The 13665-nt window shown below is 35.8% G+C and carries 15 protein-coding genes and 3 tRNA genes; 4 read left to right on the top strand and 14 right to left on the bottom strand.

What is annotated here, in order from left to right; genetic code table 11:
- The 3 genes from aat to clpS are packed head-to-tail and all read right to left on the bottom strand — an operon-like array spanning window position 1 to window position 3233.
- Window positions 1-741, bottom strand: a complete 741-nt coding sequence (gene aat, locus ACZ430_RS05730; RefSeq protein ID WP_297212204.1) for a leucyl/phenylalanyl-tRNA--protein transferase — start codon at window positions 739-741, stop codon at window positions 1-3.
- Window positions 719-2938, bottom strand: coding sequence for an ATP-dependent Clp protease ATP-binding subunit ClpA (gene clpA, locus ACZ430_RS05725; RefSeq protein WP_464910429.1), 2220 nt, complete (start codon window positions 2936-2938; stop codon window positions 719-721). Before clpA ends, aat begins: the two co-directional genes overlap by 23 nt.
- Entirely contained in the window at window positions 2928-3233 is a 306-nt protein-coding gene (clpS, locus tag ACZ430_RS05720; protein ID WP_297212198.1) for an ATP-dependent Clp protease adapter ClpS, read from the bottom strand. Before clpS ends, clpA begins: the two co-directional genes overlap by 11 nt.
- A gap of 118 nt (window positions 3234-3351) precedes the next feature.
- On the opposite strand from clpS, the gene atpB reads away from it, so the two are divergent.
- Window positions 3352-4029 (top strand): F0F1 ATP synthase subunit A, encoded by a 678-nt coding sequence (atpB, locus tag ACZ430_RS05715; protein ID WP_297212195.1) that lies wholly within the window; start codon window positions 3352-3354, stop codon window positions 4027-4029.
- Window positions 4030-4058: 29 nt separating this feature from the next.
- Window positions 4059-4391, top strand: a complete 333-nt coding sequence (locus tag ACZ430_RS05710; RefSeq protein WP_297212191.1) for an ATP synthase subunit c family protein — start codon at window positions 4059-4061, stop codon at window positions 4389-4391.
- 124 nt (window positions 4392-4515) lie between these two features.
- Here the strand turns inward: ACZ430_RS05710 and ACZ430_RS05705 are convergent, their stop codons facing one another.
- From ACZ430_RS05705 to ACZ430_RS05675, 7 genes are all read right to left on the bottom strand, one after another.
- On the bottom strand, window positions 4516-5193 hold the full coding sequence (locus ACZ430_RS05705; protein ID WP_297212188.1) for a zinc dependent phospholipase C family protein: 678 nt from the start codon (window positions 5191-5193) through the stop codon (window positions 4516-4518).
- On the bottom strand, window positions 5193-5762 hold the full coding sequence (gene pth, locus ACZ430_RS05700; RefSeq protein ID WP_297212185.1) for an aminoacyl-tRNA hydrolase: 570 nt from the start codon (window positions 5760-5762) through the stop codon (window positions 5193-5195). The genes ACZ430_RS05705 and pth overlap by 1 nt, the downstream gene beginning before the upstream one ends.
- A gap of 9 nt (window positions 5763-5771) precedes the next feature.
- On the bottom strand, window positions 5772-6419 hold the full coding sequence (locus tag ACZ430_RS05695; RefSeq protein ID WP_297212182.1) for a 50S ribosomal protein L25: 648 nt from the start codon (window positions 6417-6419) through the stop codon (window positions 5772-5774).
- Window positions 6420-6432: 13 nt separating this feature from the next.
- Entirely contained in the window at window positions 6433-7377 is a 945-nt protein-coding gene (locus ACZ430_RS05690) for a ribose-phosphate pyrophosphokinase (protein WP_297212179.1), read from the bottom strand.
- 51 nt (window positions 7378-7428) lie between these two features.
- A tRNA-Gln gene (locus ACZ430_RS05685) sits at window positions 7429-7500 on the bottom strand.
- A gap of 26 nt (window positions 7501-7526) precedes the next feature.
- Entirely contained in the window at window positions 7527-8372 is an 846-nt protein-coding gene (gene ispE / locus ACZ430_RS05680; RefSeq protein ID WP_297212920.1) for a 4-(cytidine 5'-diphospho)-2-C-methyl-D-erythritol kinase, read from the bottom strand.
- Window positions 8372-10039: a tetratricopeptide repeat protein gene (locus ACZ430_RS05675; protein WP_297212918.1), complete on the bottom strand. Its 1668-nt coding sequence runs from the start codon at window positions 10037-10039 to the stop codon at window positions 8372-8374. Before ACZ430_RS05675 ends, ispE begins: the two co-directional genes overlap by 1 nt.
- A 287-nt stretch (window positions 10040-10326) precedes the next feature.
- Between ACZ430_RS05675 and ACZ430_RS05670 the strand changes: the two genes are divergently transcribed.
- Both ACZ430_RS05670 and ACZ430_RS05665 read left to right on the top strand, forming a co-directional pair.
- Window positions 10327-10399, top strand: a tRNA-Val gene (locus ACZ430_RS05670).
- A 7-nt stretch (window positions 10400-10406) separates the two neighbouring features.
- Window positions 10407-10484: transfer RNA gene (locus ACZ430_RS05665), tRNA-Asp, on the top strand.
- A 27-nt stretch (window positions 10485-10511) separates the two neighbouring features.
- Here ACZ430_RS05665 and ACZ430_RS05660 read toward each other — a convergent pair.
- The 4 genes from ACZ430_RS05660 to ACZ430_RS05645 form a co-directional block, all read right to left on the bottom strand.
- A complete protein-coding gene (locus tag ACZ430_RS05660; protein WP_464910428.1) occupies window positions 10512-11582 on the bottom strand; it encodes a tyrosine-type recombinase/integrase in 1071 nt (356 codons plus the stop codon).
- 92 nt (window positions 11583-11674) lie between these two features.
- Window positions 11675-11905, bottom strand: coding sequence for a helix-turn-helix domain-containing protein (locus ACZ430_RS05655; protein WP_059175946.1), 231 nt, complete (start codon window positions 11903-11905; stop codon window positions 11675-11677).
- Between the two features lie 18 nt (window positions 11906-11923).
- Window positions 11924-12226 (bottom strand): HD domain-containing phosphohydrolase, encoded by a 303-nt coding sequence (locus ACZ430_RS05650; RefSeq protein ID WP_464910427.1) that lies wholly within the window; start codon window positions 12224-12226, stop codon window positions 11924-11926.
- 135 nt (window positions 12227-12361) lie between these two features.
- Window positions 12362-13555: an IS256 family transposase gene (locus tag ACZ430_RS05645; RefSeq protein ID WP_464910426.1), complete on the bottom strand. Its 1194-nt coding sequence runs from the start codon at window positions 13553-13555 to the stop codon at window positions 12362-12364.
- Window positions 13556-13665 lie beyond the last annotated feature (110 nt).

Genomic DNA, 13665 nt, shown 5'->3' with positions numbered 1-13665 from the left:
TTAAAGACTCCTTTTGATTAATTTGTTTTTTAAAAACAAGGCTGTATGCTTGGTGGATATTTTCTCATAACTCCATTTTTCTATTATAAAATTTTTTTGTATGGCCTCGCTCAGAAGTTTAAGAAAGACACATCGAGGAATTTCTATTGCGCCCATTCTCAGAAGATGTTCATTGGTTATTTGGCAGTCGATAAAATAGAAATCATTTTTTATTAAAAACTCAACAAGACAGGCAAGAGCTATCTTTGATGCATTGCTGATTAGTGAAAACATGGACTCTCCAAAAAAAGCTTTTCCAATACTAATACCGTAAAGTCCGCCTACAAGCTCTTTTTCTCTCCATACTTCAACAGATTGGGCATATCCGAGATGGTGTAGTACGATATAGGCTTCTTTCATTTCAGCGGTAATCCAGGTGCCGTAAGAGTCTTTTCTTTTTGTGTGGGCACAAAAATCTATTACAGCTTCAAAATCCTTATTAAAAGTAACTTTAAAGATGTCTTTTTTTAATATCTGATACAGACTTCTTGACAGGTTGAAAAGTCTTGGAAAAATTAAGGGTCTTTTGGGAGGAGACCACCACATGATGGGCAACTCATTATACCATGGAAAAATTCCGACTTCGTATGCAAGAATTAGTCTTTCTGGAGATAAATCTCCACCTATTGCAAGTAAACCATCTGGTTCAGATAGTTCGGGATTTGGAAAGCTTAATTCATCAGACAGTAGAAAGACGGTCATTTATTTTATATTTTATTGAGTCATTAACGATATTGATGACCACTTCTCCACCATTTGTAAGTTTACCGAAAAGAATCTCCTCAACAAGAGGAGTTTTTATCTCTTTTTGGATTAATCTTTGAAGAGGTCTTGCACCGAATTTAGTGTCAAACCCTCTTTTGGCAAGCCATTTTTTAGCTTTTTTGGTTAGCCTGACGTGGATATTTTTTGTTGAAAGTTGTTCATTCAATTCGTTAATAAATTTTTCTACAATTTTTATAACAATATTTTCAGGAAGTGGCGCAAAGGTTATAACAGCATCAAGACGATTTCTGAATTCGGGGCTGAAAAGTCTCTCTATAGCTTCGTTGCTCTTTTTTAACTGGTCTTTGGTTCTGTCTCCAAATCCTATGACAGGTCTTTCCAGCTCTCTTGCTCCAAGATTAGAGGTCATTATTAATATTACATTTCTGAAATCAGCTTTTCTGCCGGTGTTGTCAGTCAATGTGCCATAGTCCATTATTTGAAGGAGAATATTGAATATGTCTTCATGGGCTTTCTCTATCTCATCAAGTAGAAGCACGCAATGGGGATTTTTTCTTATTGCTTCAGTAAGAAGCCCACCTTGTTCAAATCCAATATATCCAGGAGGAGCACCAATGAGCTTTGCTACAGAGTGTTTTTCCATGTATTCACTCATGTCATATCTCAAAAAAGCAATTCCCAGTTTGTTTGCAAGCTGTTTTGCAAGCTCTGTTTTGCCAACACCTGTAGGACCTGTGAAAAGAAATGAGCCTATAGGTTTTTGAATCTCTTTTAAACCAGCTTTTGAGATTTTTATTACTCTTACCACAGACTCTACAGCCTCATCCTGTCCGTATATTTGAGCCTTGAGTTCAGTCTCGAGGTTTTTAAGTCTGTCTATATCATTAGAGGTTACTTCCTGAGAGGGAATTCTTGCTATTTTTGAGATGATTTGTTCTATGACTTTACTGTCAACAACCTTATCGTCGTTGTAAAGTCTTACAACTGCTCCTGCTTCATCTATAATATCAATGGCTTTATCTGGTAGAAATCTATCATTAATATATCGAGCTGAAAGAGTTACGGCAGAATGTAAGGCTTCGTCAGTGTAACTTACGCTATGATATTCTTCGTAATAGTTTTTAAGACCTTTTAATATCTCAAAAGTTTCCTCTTCGCTTGGCTCTAAAACATCTATTTTTTGAAATCTTCTTGAAAGGGCTCGGTCTTTCTCAAAGTAATTTCTATATTCTTCGTATGTTGTTGCTCCAATACATCTTATTTTACCTTCCATCAGAATGGGTTTTAAAAGATTTGATGCATCGACAGTGCTACCACTTGCGGAACCAGCGCCTACGATGGTGTGTATCTCGTCAATGAAGAGAATACAGTTTTTAACCCTATAAAGAGAGCTAATAAGACCTTTCATTCGGGCTTCAAAATCTCCTCTGTATTTTGTCCCGGCAAGAAGCGAACCCATGTCAAGTGCGTATATTTTAAAATCTTTCAGATGGGAAGGAACTTCCGCTTTTGCAATTTTAATAGCAAGGCCTTCAACTATTGCTGTTTTGCCTACTCCTGGCTCACCTACAAGGATTACATTATTTTTTCTACGCCTTGATAAAATCTGAACAACTCTTTCGAGCTCTATTTTTCTTCCCACTATAGGGTCAATCTCTCCCTTTTTTGCCTTTTCGGTGAGTTCAACGGTAAAAGTTTTCAGGGGGTCTATTTTTTTATCTTCCTTCGTGACTGTTTCTTCAAATTCCTGTTTAGGCGTACCGTGGGATATGTAATTTAAGATATCTACGCGGGTGATGCCATAAGATTTAAGGAGACTTACAGCATAGGTTTCTTCTTCAAGAAAAATTGCAGCAAGAAAATCGCCTGCATCTGCCTGTTTTTTTTCTGCTGCTTTTATATGATTTAATGTCCTCTCCATAACTCTCTGAAAAGCTACAGTAGGCTGGGCTTGACCTCTTCCCTTTTTTTTCGGTATGTTCTGGTCTAAAAATGTTTCAAGGCTTATTTTGATTTTTTCTGGGTTTCCACCGCAGTTTCTTATTATCTCTGTGCCATATTCGTCATGCAAAATAGCATAGGTAAGATGCTCTACCGTTAGATATTGATGGCCTCTTTCTATGGCGTCTTCTACAGTGGCAGTGATTATTATCTGTAAATCTTTATCTATCATCTCTTTCTATAATGCATTTTAATGGGTAACCGTGACTTCGTGCAAGTGTCTCTACCTGATGCACTTTTGTCTCAGCAATTTCCTTTGTATAGATTCCAGCAAGACCCTTGCCGTGCCTGTGAACATGGAGCATGATTGCAGTAGCCTCTATTTTTGGTTTATCAAATATTGTCATTAAAACATGAACAACAAAATCCATTGTAGTGTAATCGTCATTGAGCAGATAAACTCTGTAAAGATGAGGAAGATTTATCGATGTTTCGTGTTTTTCTTCTGTATAAATCTTTTCATTCATATTTTTAATTTAATAGATATAGAAAACAATTGGCAACTTAAGATTTATTCTTCAGCTCTTGACATTTGACAGTTTTTTATGTATTATAACTTAAACTACAATAGAAAGGAGGCTTAGCGTGGAAGCACCAACTTTTTTGCACATGTTATTCCCTTCTATTCCGCCCTTCGTGAGTTATTCTTGGTTAGCTATGGGAATTATTATTGTCGTTGCGCTCGTTGTTAAGAGCAATCTCAAAATGGTTCCCTCTGGAATTCAGAACATTATGGAAATACTCATGGAATTTTTAAGAGGCCAGGCATTGATGAGCATTGGACAGCATTGGGGGGATAAATTTTTGCCTCTTTTAGGCACACTTTTTATTTATATTTTAGTATGCAATCTATTTGGACTTATCCCTGGTTTTGAATCACCAACCTCCAATGTTAACATGACCTTTGCCATGGCAATTCCTGTTTTCTTTATCTATCAGTTTATGGGATTTAAGGTTCACGGTATTCGCTATCTTGAGCATTTTCTTGGTCCTATCAGAAGCATTTATGCTATTCCATTTATGATGTTTATGTTTATTGTTGAATGGATAACTCACTTGGCCAGACCTCTTACACTGGGAGTCCGACTTTTTGGAAATATGTTTGGTAAACATCTTCTATTAATGGTTCTTGGAATTTTAGCTCCTCTTATAGTTCCTGTGGCCTTTTTAGCATTGGGTACTCTGGTAAGCGTGCTTCAAGCATATGTCTTCATGTTGCTTACAGCAGTTTATATAGCAGGTGCTGTTGAGGAGTCTCACTAAAATAACAATAAAGAAAGGAGGGAAGTAGAATGAGGAAGTTTTTAGTAGTATTCTTTGCTGCTCTTGTTGTTGTCTTAACTGCATCAGCAGTATTTGCTGCTGAGTCAGATCCAGCCAAGCTTAACTACTACGGTTATGCAACAGCTGGTGCATTGATTGGACTTGGTGCAGCTGCTGGTGGTGGTGGAGCTGGTATGGGACAGGGTCTAAGAGGCATACTTGAAGGTTCTGCAAGAAATCCTGGAGTTACTGGTAAATTAATGACTCTCTTTATCGTTGGTCTTGCATTAATTGAATCTCTTGTCATTTATGTTCTCGTATTTGTTCTTATTACCTTCTATGCAAATCCTTTTGTGAAGTAATTTTATTTCATTCCTTTACACAGAGGGGGCATTTTTATGAATGCCCCCTATTTTTTTATAACCATTATGATAGGGCTATACGGAGTTGATGACGTTAAGAGAATTAGAAAGATTCAAGCTCTCATTAATTGTGGGGCGATAGTTCTGTAATAGAGGCTTTTTCTTCGCTGTTTAATACTTCAAGCATGGCAGTAATGGATTTTAAATGGAATATATCAAAGGCTTCTGGATTTTTGAGCTCTCCTACATTGAATGCTGATAGGAAAATAAGAGATTTATATATTTTTTTTGAGGTTTTAATTGATATACTGGGATTTGATAGAGCTTGCTCAAAAAAGTGGTCACTTTTTTTCCTCACTCTTTTGTTAATAGTCATGATTTGTAGCCAGTAATATCTGTCTACTATTCGGTCGGCTTTGAGTTCAAATATTACATGCTGGAGGGGATTTAAATTTTTTATATCATGGTGCAGTATAGCATCAGCAGCTAAATGAGTAAGAAAACCGTATGCAAAGGCTTTTTCTTCTTTGCTTTTAGCTCCTTTAAGCAAGCTAAAGCCTGTTTGCCATGTGTGAGGATTTTTCTCTTGTGGTAAATATTTTTTGCCGAAAATTGTGTCTGGAATTATATTGCCGTAAATAAAATAATCTTTACAGCTTTCTATTATAGGAATCAGCGAGACCGGTAGTAAATGTGATATTTTAAATACTTGTTGAGATAAATAAGCATGAGTGAGAGGCCCCCACGCATAGGATGGTTCGGGTGCAAAGAATATTAGAATAAATATTATTGCCGCAAGCATCATGCATCCTCTCGGTTGTAGATATTCATGGCTTTATCAACGCCTTCATTAAGAATTGTAACAACTGAATCGGCTGCTTGTAAAATTTTTTCTTTCACTAAAGGCTTTTGCTCTTTTGAGAAAGGTTTTAATACGTAGTCTGAAACATCTATTCCAGGGTCTTTTCCAATGCCTATTTTTACTCTGATGAAGTCTTTAGTGCCCAGATTTTCTATTATGGACTGAATGCCTTTGTGTCCCCCGGAAGAGCCATTTCTTTTTATTTTCATTTTTCCAACCGGTAAATCCAGATCATCATGAATGACGATGATTGATTGTGGTAAATTTTCAAGTATGGTTTTGTCAACTAATTTTTTGACTGCTAATCCGCTTAAGTTCATATAGGTTTGAGGTTTCACAAGAGCAATTCTCCTGCTATCAACATGACCAATTCCGATTAGATATTCCTTTTTTTCAACGAAACTCACACCGTATCTTTTAGCCAAGTTATCAATTACCATGAAACCAACATTGTGCCGTGTCTGGCTGTATTTTCGCCCAGGATTTCCTAATCCAATTATAAGAGTCATTCAATTTATTTATTCTTGTTCTTCTTCTTTAGCTTTCTTTCCTTTCTTTATAACTTCAGGCTCTACTGGTTCTGCTGTAGCGGCTGATGTTTCAATTTCTTCCTCTTCTTCAACAGTAACGGTTGCTATGACCTCGTCAGGGTCAGATATAATCTTAATTCCCTCTTCAAATTTTATGTCTCTCACATGTATAGAATCTCCAACTCCAAGTTGGGATACATCTACCTCTATATGTCCTGGAATTTTCTCTGGTATGGCTTCTATCTCTATTTCTGATATGCCATGCTGTAGAATTCCCTTATCTTGTTTTACTCCAATGGGTTCTCCTACAAGAAGAACGGGTATTGTAACTCTGATTTTCTCTGTTGCACTTACCTCGAGAAAATCTACATGTAATAGTTTGCCTGTTAAAGGGTCAACTTGATAATCTTGAAGTATTGCCTGCTTTTCAGCATCTTCTAATTTTAGGGTAACAAACAATTTCTCCCTTGTTGCGATGTTCATGAAGGGCAGCATTTCTTTGGTAGGAATCTGAAGGGGTAATGATTCTCCACCTTTATAAACTATACATGGTATAAAACCGTTTTTTCTTAGTTGCCTTGCTGCACCTTTACCTTTTCCATCTCTTTTTAGAGCATTAAGAATAAATTTTTCCATGCTTTAGTCCTCCTTAAACAAATAATGAACTGATTGAAGTTTCTTCGTTAATTCTTCTTATAGCCTCACCTAAAAGATGAGCAACGGTCAGTATTTCAATTTTAGGGCACTGTTGTTTTTTATCTTCAGCGGGTATTGTATCGGTAATTATTACTTTTTCAAGGACAGAATTGTTTAACCTTTCAATGGCAGGGCCTGAGAGAACTCCATGGGTTGCTGCGGCAAAGACCCTTTTTGCGCCTTTTTCTTTTAAAGCTAATGCTGCCTGAGTTATTGTTCCTGCCGTATCAATCATATCGTCAATGAGAAGTGCGTCTTTATCCTTTACATCACCAATAACATGCATGACTTTTGAAACATTGGGAGCGTCTCTTCTTTTATCTACTATTGCGAGGGGAGCATTGATTTTTTTGGCAAAAAATCTTGCCCTCTCTGCCCCTCCTGCATCGGGGGATACGACAATTATATTTTTAAGAAGGTCATTTTTTTTCAGATAATCAAGCATTACAGGAATTGCAAGGAGATGGTCAACGGGAATATCAAAAAAACCTTGAATCTGTCCTGCATGCAAGTCTATTGTAAGCACTCGGTTGGCTCCTGCAGTGCTAATAAGGTTGGCTACAAGTTTGGCAGATATAGGCACTCTCGGTTGAACTTTTCTGTCCTGTCTTGCATACCCATAGTATGGAATTACAGCAGTAATTCGTCTTGCTGAGGCTCTTTTAAGAGCATCTATTATGAGAAGAAGTTCCATTAAATTCTGATTTACAGGTGTGCAGGTGGGCTGAATAACAAATGTATCAGAGCCTCTTATATTTTCTTTAATCTGCACCATTATTTCGCCATCGCTAAAGGTATTAACTGTAGTTTCAGTAATTGGAATTTGTAAGTAGTCGCTTACTTTTTTGGCAAGTTCAGGATTCGCATTTCCTGTTATCAGTCGTATTCCATCTGGCATTTATATTTCTCCTCATAATAAAAATTACCCTCTGCCCGAGGGTTTTTTATACTGGGGAGGCAGGATTCGAACCTGCGAATGGCGGATCCAAAATCCGCTGCCTTGCCGCTTGGCGACTCCCCAATTATACTTATTTTAAAACTCTATTCCTAAACTAAAGTCTGGACAACTCTCGTCCAGTATCCGATGAATTCTTTCGAGGCAGCTATTGCTGACTCTTTGCTTTCAAAAACTCCGTATACAGTTGAGCCACTTCCGCTCATTAGGCTTGCTACTGCCCCAGAACTTAGAAGCTTCCTCTTTAAAAAATCTATCTCCCTGTACTTCTTAACTACTGCTTGCTCAAGGTCATTCCAAAGACATTTATTATCAATAACTCCTTCACAAAGCTGTTTATACAACAGCCAAATATTATTATTTATCTTTTCATAATTTTCTGTCAATTGACTTTCTGCATCGAATGATTCATATGCCCATCTCGTAGAAATGCTGAAGGAAGGTTTAACAACTAAAAGATGATAAGTCTTTTCAATTTTAAGTGGTGTTATTTTATCTCCCTTTCCCTCAACAAGGCAGAGTGGAGTATTTAGGAAAAATGGAACATCGCTACCTATTTGCATGGCCAAGTTGTTCAATTCCTCTAAGGTTAGACTCAATTTCCATAATTCATTTAAAGCTTTCAGAGTGGTTGCGGCATTGGAACTACCCCCTCCTAAGCCAGCGCCTATGGGAATTTCTTTTCTGACGGTTATCTTTACTCCTTCTTTTATTTGTTTGTACTCTTGTAATAACTTTGCAGCTTTGTAAACAAGATTATTTTCTGTTCTGATTGGATAGTTGCAATGAACCTCTATTGAAGAAGATTTTTCAAATATTAACGTATCGTATAGGTTTACAGTATTGATAAGTGAAACAATGTCATGATATCCGTCAACTCTTTTTTTTAATACGTATAGAGCCCAGTTTATTTTAGCGGGTGACTTAAAGATGAACATTATTTTTTAATCAAAGGCTTTATTTCCTTTATTTTTAACTCAACTCTTTCTTTAAGTCCTTGTTCCTTTTCATGATATTTAAGTGATTCCTGCCATGCTTCAATGGCTTTTTCATATTGCCCTAAAGATTTGTATATATCTCCAAGGTGTTCAAGAATAACAGGGTCATCTTTTACATAACTTATTGCTTCAAGCAGGTATTTTAAAGCCTTTTCTTTATCGCCGAGTTTGAAGTAAACCCATCCAAGACTGTCGATGTAATAACCATTCTGAGGTTTTAATTTTATGGCTTTTTCAATTAGAGAAAGAGCTTCTTTAAGGTTTATTCCTCTGTCTGCATAACTATATCCTAAATAATTTAAAGCTTCTGCATGGTCAGGTTTAAGTTTTATAACCTTTTTCATCAACTCTTCCACTTTTTCAAACTGATTTAACTTGTCATAGAGAACGCCAGCTATGAAATTTATTTCAACGTTGTCGGGAAATTTTTGAAGTCCCCTTTCAACATATTCCTTTGCCTTATTGTAATTTTTCAAATCTATTGCTATCTCGGCAGCATATACATAAATGTCAGGAACTTCTTCAGAGAATTGTAGAATTTCATCATAGATGCTTAAAGCATCGTTTAATTTTTTTTGCTTTACATAGAGGATGGCAAGATTTAAAAAGGCATTTACCTGTCTTGGATTTATAGATATTATTTTCCTCAAAAGATTTTCAGCTTCACTGTATTTTTCAGTCTCAAGATAGATGAGTGATAAGTAATACATCAAATTTAAATCATTTGGATGCCTTGACAAAAGATAACTTAGCTCTTCTACGGCTTTATCATACTGTTTTGTCTGTAAATACAGAAGGGCAAGTCTTTCTATGATTTGTTCTGATTCGCTTCTTTGTTTTTTTAACGTTTCTAATTGTTCAATTGCTTGGTTGTAGGATTTTTGTGAAAAATATAAGTTAATTAGCCTTTCTCTTGCAAAAAGATTTGAAGGATTTAGTTGTAGTGCCTTTTTGAAATACGACTCGGCCGACTGAAAATTTCCTGAAAGCTCTTCTGCTATTCCAATATTTGTGTAAGCAGGCTCATACTCTGGATTTATATCTATAATTTTTTTAAAGGCTTCCTTTGCCTTTTCAAATTCTCTCTTTTCTATGTATATAACTCCTATGAAGTGTAAAGCCATAATATTGTCTTCATCTTCGTTGAGAATTTTTAAGAATGTTTCAATCGCTTTATCGAGTTTTCCTGTAGATAAATAGAGATTGCCTATTCTTGTTAGGGTTTCAATTCTATTAGGTATTTTATCGAGGATTCTTTCGTAAATGCGTATAGCCTCTTCAGCTTTTTTTTCTTTAACATAGATAAAGGCGAGAACTTGAAGGGCTTCTCTGTTTTCAGGAGCTTCTTTCAAAACTTCTTCAATATATTCTTTTGCCTTTTCAGTGTTGTCAGATTTTAAATAAACATCTGCGAGAAGTACCTTGAGGAGTTTTGAAGATGGGTCACTCTTTAGCGCCTTCTCATAATAATTAATTGCTCTACTGGTATCACCATTTATTGCAGAGTAGTATCCTGCCATAAAATTAAAATATGGGATATTTTCATCTGCTAAGGCTAATAGGGGGACAATTAAGATGAAAAGTAATATTCCTACAAATTGTAGCATATTGTATTATTGCACAGTATGCTTAAAGAAGGAAAGGGGAGAGAAGACTCTCCCCCTTTTGAGACTTAGCAGGAACTTTTGCATTTGCAGGTGGGCATGGCCTTTCCTGATATTTTCTTAATCATGATACACCTCCCTTTCATAGGGATATAAACCTCTTCATGAGGTTTTTAGAGCTTCATGCTCTTTTAAATTATACAATTTTATCCTCTAATAAGCAAATAGTGTTCAGGAAAGAGTTGAATTTCTTGACAATTTAGCAATCATTGTATTAGTCTAAAAAATACGGGCGGATAGCTCAGATGGGAGAGCGCAGCCCTTACAAGGCTGAGGTCACAGGTTCGATACCTGTTCCGCCCATGCCAATGGGGTGGTAGTTCAGCACGGTTAGAACGCTTGCCTGTCACGCAAGAGGCCGCGGGTTCAAGTCCCGTCCACCCCGCCAATAAAATCAAGGGTTTTCAAAAACTGCTTATCCCTCACTGTAGTAAAATGTAGTAAAATTGTAGTAATGTAGTTTTTCAAGTACCTTAACTGCCTCTCTCTTATGAGCCTGTGATAGATGAGCGTATCTGAGTGTCATGGTTAAACTTTTGTGCCCTAAAAGTTCCTGCACTGTTTTAAGATCAACTCCATTCATTACAAGCTGGCTCGCATAAGTGTGTCTGAGATCGTGGAAGTGGAAGTCCTTGATACCTGCTTTCCTGCAAGCAGTGGCAAAACTTCTTTTTATGTATGTGTAATTTTTGCCTGTATCAGGGTTAACGAAAACATAGTCAGTATCAAGTCTTCTTTGAGCGTGCAACTGTAGTAAAACCTGTTTAAGTGCTTTATTAATTGGAATTTCTCTTCTTTCGCAGTTTTTTGTTTTATCGAGCAATATGAGATCGTTTTTAAGATCAATCATGTCCCATTTGAGGTTGAGGATCTCTCCTTTTCTCATGCCTGTATGAAGGGCGATAAAAACAATCGGGTATAAGTGCTTATCGCAGGCATCAAGTAATCTCTGGATTTCTTCAGAGTTAAGATATCTGAGTCGCTTATTTTCACCCTTAAGAGGTTTTACTTTTCTGATTGATTTTAATTTTTTCTCGCTTATCAGTTCCCATTCGTACGCCTTTGTCATACTAGCTTTTAAAATTGAAATATATCTGTTACAGGTAGCAGTTGAGTATTGTTGTTTAATAAAATAAGACTGTAACATTTCAACTTCTTTATTATTTATATCAACCAGTCTTAACTTTTTAAACCACTCTGGCAAGACTTTGAGATAGTATTTTTTTGTATGATAATAGTTTTGTCTTTTATAACACCATGGCAAATAGTGTTCTCTGTAAAAGGATTCAAAAGTAAGCATACTTTCTTGATTTGTCTCTGTCTGCCAAGTAACAGTTTTCGATTCCTGATTATCAAGTTTAAGTAATACCTTTGCGTAAATTTGTTCAGCAATTTTTCTATCACTGGTCTTTGTAGAAAAGCATTTTTGCTTGCCATCAATTGTAATGGCAATCCACCAGATTTTACCTCTTTTATACAAGCCCATATATAACCTCCATACAGGCTTGCATACCTGACTTGTCAAAGAACAGAGATACAATAGAATAAGAAATAGGAAACATAAGAGTCAAATATTTACTAATTGATTTTTGAAAGGATTTCATCAACGACTTCGTCAACAGTTTCATCAACTCCATCAGGATTAACAAGATTTTTCTCGATAAATTCCTGAATGTCAACTGGTCTAAATCTTATGAGTTTATTGTTAATTTTTATGTGTGGAATTTGTTTCCTTTCAACCCAGTAATAAATAGTTCTTTTATTAACTTTAAGCATTCTTGCAACATCATCTGTTGTTAAAAGTTCCATAAATTTTACCTCCTTCTTTTATATAACATATTGACTGTTTTCAAATTTTTTGATTTCAATTAAATTTTTTATCAATTCGGCTTCAAGCCAACGAGGAGTTTGGTTCTGGATATTGCTTGATAAAAGGGCTCTATCGCAAGATGATCTGTAAGGCTTATCGCTCATTAATGCTGAATAGATATCTGCCAATGATAAAATTTTATTTGCGATAGAAAATTTTTCTCTGGTAAGTACTTTATGATATCCATGTCCATCATGACTTTCATATTGGTGTTCAACAACGCTATATGTACTATGTAAACAAACCCTGTAAATCTTCATAATAAATATTATTTTTTAGGCATAAAATTTCTTTATTTGTAAAAATTGCAACAAGTAACAGTTGCATGAAAGGACCCTGTTGCAACAGTTGCAACAGGTAGAGTATGGTTTTGAGAAGAAATTATAGAGGTAATGTCAATAATTTTGTGTAAATTCATAAATAGGTGTATTCCTCCATTTTTCGTTTAAATGGCTTATCACTGCAAAAACTATTCTTTCAATACTTTCAACATTATTAAAACAACTCATAGTTCTAGTTCTTCGCCTTACTTCCCTAAATGCCCTCTCTATTATGTTTGTTGTCCTTAACTTCTTCCATAATGCCTTAGGTGTCTTGTAAAAAGCTGTCAATTGCTCCCAGTTCTTTCTTATACACTCTGCTGCTTTAGGATAAAGTCTGCCCCACTTGCTCTCCCATAACTGAAAATTTCTCTTTGCCTCTTTTAAATTCTCTGCACTATATATCTTCTTAGCTTCAAAAAGACATTCCTTTTCATCTTTCTTTCTAAGATATTTCGCTACATTCCTCATTTTATGTGCCCAGCATCTCTGCCTCAATACAAGAGGAAATACATTGTCTACTGCATTCTCAAGAGCTTTGCTCCCATCCGTTACTATCAGACTTAATGTATCATCTGTTAATCCCCTTGTCTGAAGATTCTGTAAAAATCCTGTCCACTTGTTCTCGCTTTCTGTATCTACTACCCTGAAGTCTATTATCTGTCTTATCCCCTGCACTGTTACTCCATATGCCGCTAAAACAGCCCTGCTCTTAGAACCTATACCTGTCTTAATCTTAAGAACTATGGCATCTAAAAATAGATACATATACTTTTCATTAATTTCTCTCCGATGAAATTTCTTTACATCCTCATCAAGACTTTTTGCTATGTTTGATATTGTTTGAGCTGATACTTCTCCAATAAGTGGTTTTAAGGCTTTAGCTGTAAGTCGTGTTGATGCTCCATAAATAAATATCTGCTTTAGTATCTCATCTATCTGGCTTTGCCTTCTTATGTATCTGGGAATTATCTTGCTTTGAAAACCTTTCTCTCTTAGTCTGGGCATGTTAATCTGAAGTTTTCCATCTTTCAGGATTATGTATCTCTTCCAGTATCCATTCCTACGGTAGACCCTCTCTGGGGTTCTTTCATATTTTTGAGCCCCTGTAAGTGCTGTTATCTCCTCTTGCAATGCTAATTCAATAAACTTTTTCTTCATTAACTTCATTTTTTGTTCAAATTCTTCCCAGAAAGATTCATTAAAATTACTGTTGAATTCTTTCCATAAATCTGGTAATCTTAAATTAGTTAAAGGTTTTTCTTTCATGGGTGTATTCCTCCTTTCTTTGTTTGATTTTTGGTTAATTTAATGGAGGATACACCCTCTTTTATTGCTCTGTCAATTTTACACATAAAAAATTTTACACTACCTTATTA

Source organism: Thermodesulfovibrio sp. TK500a (assembly GCF_055381765.1).
Note: the sequence above shows the minus strand (reverse complement) of the source record. Positions and strands in the feature narration are given on the sequence as shown.

Coding starts and splice junctions, on each gene's coding strand:
- aat (WP_297212204.1), bottom strand. CDS start 741: ATGACCGTCTTTCTACTGTCTGATGAATTAAGCTTTCCAAATCCCGAA.
- clpA (WP_464910429.1), bottom strand. CDS start 2,938: ATGATAGATAAAGATTTACAGATAATAATCACTGCCACTGTAGAAGAC.
- clpS (WP_297212198.1), bottom strand. CDS start 3,233: ATGAATGAAAAGATTTATACAGAAGAAAAACACGAAACATCGATAAAT.
- ACZ430_RS05710 (WP_297212191.1), top strand. CDS start 4,059: ATGAGGAAGTTTTTAGTAGTATTCTTTGCTGCTCTTGTTGTTGTCTTA.
- ACZ430_RS05705 (WP_297212188.1), bottom strand. CDS start 5,193: ATGCTTGCGGCAATAATATTTATTCTAATATTCTTTGCACCCGAACCA.
- pth (WP_297212185.1), bottom strand. CDS start 5,762: ATGACTCTTATAATTGGATTAGGAAATCCTGGGCGAAAATACAGCCAG.
- ACZ430_RS05695 (WP_297212182.1), bottom strand. CDS start 6,419: ATGGAAAAATTTATTCTTAATGCTCTAAAAAGAGATGGAAAAGGTAAA.
- ACZ430_RS05690 (WP_297212179.1), bottom strand. CDS start 7,377: ATGCCAGATGGAATACGACTGATAACAGGAAATGCGAATCCTGAACTT.
- ispE (WP_297212920.1), bottom strand. CDS start 8,372: ATGTTCATCTTTAAGTCACCCGCTAAAATAAACTGGGCTCTATACGTA.
- ACZ430_RS05675 (WP_297212918.1), bottom strand. CDS start 10,039: ATGCTACAATTTGTAGGAATATTACTTTTCATCTTAATTGTCCCCCTA.
- ACZ430_RS05660 (WP_464910428.1), bottom strand. CDS start 11,582: ATGGGCTTGTATAAAAGAGGTAAAATCTGGTGGATTGCCATTACAATT.
- ACZ430_RS05655 (WP_059175946.1), bottom strand. CDS start 11,905: ATGGAACTTTTAACAACAGATGATGTTGCAAGAATGCTTAAAGTTAAT.
- ACZ430_RS05650 (WP_464910427.1), bottom strand. CDS start 12,226: ATGAAGATTTACAGGGTTTGTTTACATAGTACATATAGCGTTGTTGAA.
- ACZ430_RS05645 (WP_464910426.1), bottom strand. CDS start 13,555: ATGAAAGAAAAACCTTTAACTAATTTAAGATTACCAGATTTATGGAAA.